The organism is Nocardia sp. NPDC060220 (assembly GCF_042727815.1).
Classification (GTDB): Bacteria; Actinomycetota; Actinomycetes; order Mycobacteriales; family Mycobacteriaceae; genus Nocardia.
Map to the genome: position 1 here is coordinate 1 of NZ_JBHWZY010000785.1, position 3,271 is coordinate 3,271.

Here is a 3,271-nt window from a genome sequence, read left to right on the forward strand (position 1 = left end):
GATCATGTCCTTCTTGCGGTCGACGACGTAGACGAAGCCTTCCTCGTCGAGGCGCACGAGATCACCGGAGTGGAACCAGCCGCCCGCGAACGCGTCGGCGGTCGCGCGCGGGTTGTTCCAGTACTCGCGCATCAAAGTCGGTCCGCGATAGACGATTTCGCCGATCTCACCCTGGGCGACATCGTTCATCTCGTCGTCGACGACTCGGGTGGCGATGGTGGGAATCGGCTTGCCGACAGAGCCGAGCTTGCGGATCGCGTCCTCGCCGTCGAGGACGCAGGTGATCGGCGACATCTCGGTCTGCCCGAAGACCGCCACGTTGAGCGCGTTCGGGAAGGTCTGCGCCATGGCCTGCAGCACGGTGTCGGAGGCCGGAGCCGCGCCCCAGCTGATCACTCGCAGCCGCAGATCACGCTGTGCGACAGTCGGATCGGCGCACACTACCTGCCACTGGGCGGGCACCAGGAACACCGAGGTCGCGCGCTCGCTCTCCCAGGCATCGAGCACCTCGGCCGCATCGAACGCCTTGAGCGGATGGATCACCGTCAACGCACCGAGTACGAAACACGATGCGATGCTGCCCAAGCCGGCGATGTGGAACAGCGGCGACGCGCAGAAGGCGATGTCGTCGGAGCTGTAGCGCATGGCGCGGATACAGGTGAGCGCCTGCGAGCTCATGTTCAGGTGGGTCAGGACCGCGCCCTTGGGGTTTCCGGTGGTGCCGGAGGTGTACATGATGAGAGCTGCGGTGTCCTCGGCGATGTCGCGCGGCTCGTGCGGTTCGCCGGTCTCGGCGATGAGGTCCTCGTAGCCGAGGACACCGTCGCCGGTCGGTGCGCCGACCACGATGTGAGTACGCAGATCGGGGGACTGGGCGCTCACCGCCGTGGCCAGCGGGGCGAGCACCGCGTCGGTGATGATCACCGCGGCGCCGCTGTCGGCGACCAGGAAGGCGATCTCGGGCGGAGTGAGCCGGAAATTCACCGGCACCGCGATAGCGCCCAGAGTGTTGATCGCGAATACCGATTCGAGGTACTCGATGTTGTTGAGCATCAAGATCATCACGCGGTCGCCGGCCTTGACGCCACGGCGATCGAGCGCGTCGGACAACCGTTCCACCCGCCAGTGCAGTTCACCCCAGCTGGTGGTCTTGCCGAGGTAGCGCAAGGCGGGAGCGTCCGGGATGGTGGTGGCATGGATCGCGATCTGGTTCATCCAGTGATTGCGGCGCGAGCGCAGGGGTTCTGTGGACATCGTCGTCTCCTCGAAGGCGCGGGAAGGGTTAGGCCGGTTCGGCGATCGGATGCACGGCGCCGGTGAAGTTCGGCGCGCGACGGGTCAGCATCGCGGTCATTCCTTCGAGGAAGTCCGCGGAGGTCAGCAGCTCGATCTGTCCGTCCTTCTCCCGCGTGAGCGCGGCGTCGAGTTCGGTCAGCGTCGCTGCGTTGATGGCAGCTTTCGTCAGTTGCAGCGCACGGCGAGGACCCGCCACGAGTTGGGCGGCAACGGCGTCGATCTGAGCGTCGAGTTCGGCGGCGGGTACACACCGGGTGATCAAGCCCGCCGCAGCGGCGTCGGCGGCGGGCAATCGGGCGCCGAGCAGCGCCATTTCCGCGGCCCTGGCACGACCCATGGCTGCGGCGACGACCGCGGTTGCTCCGCCGTCGGGCATCAGCCCGATCGAGGTGAACGGCAGCAGCAGGTAGGCGCTGTCGGCCGCGTACACGAGATCGGCGGCCAGTGCGATCGACGCGCCGACGCCGGCGGCCGGCCCGTTGACCCGCGCGATGACGGGAAGCGGCGAGGCGATGATCGCGCGGATCAGCGCGTTGGCGGTGTCCATCACGACCTGCGGTGAGGCCTCGTTGCCGCCCGCGGCCGCGGCTGCGGCCAGGTCGGCGCCGGTGCAGAACGCCTTGCCCGCGCCGGTCAGCACGATCACCCGAACCGAAGGCCGAGCCGGGGCAGCGCCGACGAGATCGCCCAGTTCGGTCATCGCCTCGAGATCGATCGCGTTCAGCCGTGCTTGGCGGTCGATCGTCAGGCGCAGGACGCCGCCTTCTTCCTCGACCAGAATGCTCTCGCTCATCGGGCCACCGTTTCGACGATCGACTGTGCCAGACGTCCCGCGATGAGGGTCTCGGCCTCGCGCACGATCCGCGCCACCAGATCCGCGCAGGTGGGGATGTCGTGGATCAAGCCCTGGCACTGGCCGACGCTCCAGATGCCCGCGTCGAGGTCACCGTCCTCGTAGACCTTGCGGCCGCGCGCGCCCGCGACGAGTTCACGGACATCGTCGAACGTGCCACCGCCGCGCTCGATCTCGACGACCTGGCGGCTGACGGCGTTATCGGCGACCCGGGCGGTGTTGTTCAAGGTCCGGAAGATCAGCTTGGTGTCGAGCTCGGTGTTGGCGACGATCTGTTCCTTGACCACGTGCGCGATGGGCGATTCGACCGTGCACAGAAACCTGGTACCCATATTGACGCCGTCCGCGCCCAGCGCCATCGCGGCGACCAACCCGCGAGCATCGGCGATGCCGCCGGAGGCGATCATCGGGATCTCGATCTCGCGCGCGGCGGCGGGAATCAGGACCAAGCCCGGTGTGTCGTTCTCGCCGGGATGACCGGCGCATTCGAAGCCGTCGATACTCACCGCGTCGACGCCGACCTGCTGGGCCTTGAGCGCGTGCTTGACGCTGGTGCACTTGTGCAGCACCTTGATGCCCGCGTCTTTGAGGTAGGGCAGGTGGGTCGCCGGGTTGCCGCCGGCGATCTCGACGATCGGGACGCCCCCATCGATGATCGCCTGGCGGTACTCCGCGTAGGGCGGCGGCGTGATCGAAGGCAGGATCGTCAGATTCACACCGAACGGTTTGTCGGTGAGATCCCTGGTCCGAGCGATTTCCTCGCGCAGTGCCTGCGGGGTCGGCTGGGTCAGGCCGGTGATGATGCCGAGTCCACCGGCCTCTGAGACCGCGGCCGCGAGTTCGGCACGGCCGACCCACATCATCCCGCCCTGCACGATGGGGTGCTCGACACCGAATGCCTCGGTGAATCGGGTGCGCAGCATTGAGCCTCTCTCCGCTCGGGAGTTCTGCGCCGGTTGCGGGGAACCCATGGCCTCTTTGCATCCGGCGAGAATCATGATTAACTTATTGAGAATGGGTGTTAACTTATCCGAGCTGGAGTGTTCCTGTCAACGAACTCGGCCCAAGCGCGAGAATCGCTGGGCTCACCCTGGCCGATCCGGTGGTCGGGGGTGCGTTGAC

The 3,271-nt window shown here is 67.0% G+C and carries 3 protein-coding genes; all 3 read right to left on the reverse strand.

The genetic code is table 11. The features are described from left to right. Window positions 1-1,254: AMP-binding protein (locus ACFWF3_RS29600; protein ID WP_379316896.1), on the reverse strand; the 1,254-nt coding region annotated here is incomplete at its 3' end. Window positions 1,255-1,282: 28 nt separating this feature from the next. Further along, on the reverse strand, window positions 1,283-2,089 hold the full coding sequence (locus ACFWF3_RS29605) for an enoyl-CoA hydratase-related protein (RefSeq protein WP_379316898.1): 807 nt from the start codon (window positions 2,087-2,089) through the stop codon (window positions 1,283-1,285). Continuing rightward, window positions 2,086-3,072: an NAD(P)H-dependent flavin oxidoreductase gene (locus ACFWF3_RS29610; RefSeq protein WP_379316900.1), complete on the reverse strand. Its 987-nt coding sequence runs from the start codon at window positions 3,070-3,072 to the stop codon at window positions 2,086-2,088. Before ACFWF3_RS29610 ends, ACFWF3_RS29605 begins: the two co-directional genes overlap by 4 nt. Window positions 3,073-3,271: the final 199 nt, after the last annotated feature.